Origin of the sequence: Prevotella sp. P5-126 (genome assembly GCF_002251185.1) — a bacterium.
In the GTDB taxonomy this organism is placed as follows: domain Bacteria; phylum Bacteroidota; class Bacteroidia; order Bacteroidales; family Bacteroidaceae; genus Prevotella.
In genome coordinates, this window is the sequence record NZ_NPIZ01000116.1 from 1 (window position 1) to 324 (window position 324).

The following is a 324-nucleotide window of genomic DNA, read 5'->3' on the forward strand; positions in this document are numbered from 1 at the left end:
TCGGATATCAGTTCAGCGAGATAGTCCGTTCGCTGATGAGCGTTTATTTCTGTGGCGGCTCATGCGTGGAAGATGTAACGTCACAACTGATGCGCCATCTCTCGTATCATCCTACCCTTCGTACATGCAGCTCTGATACCATCCTCAGAGCCATCAAGGAACTGACACAGGAAAACATCTCCTATACTTCCGACCAAGGCAAGACCTATGATTTCAATACTGCAGACAAACTCAACACATTGCTTATAAACGCTTTGGTTTCTACAGGCGAGTTGAAGGAAATTGAGGAATACGATGTTGACTTTGACCATCAGTTCCTTGAAA

General features: G+C 45.1%; 1 pseudogene. It reads left to right on the top strand.

The window, feature by feature from the left end:
- A pseudogene (locus CIK90_RS13545) lies at positions 1-324 on the top strand (IS1380 family transposase); the annotation flags it as partial.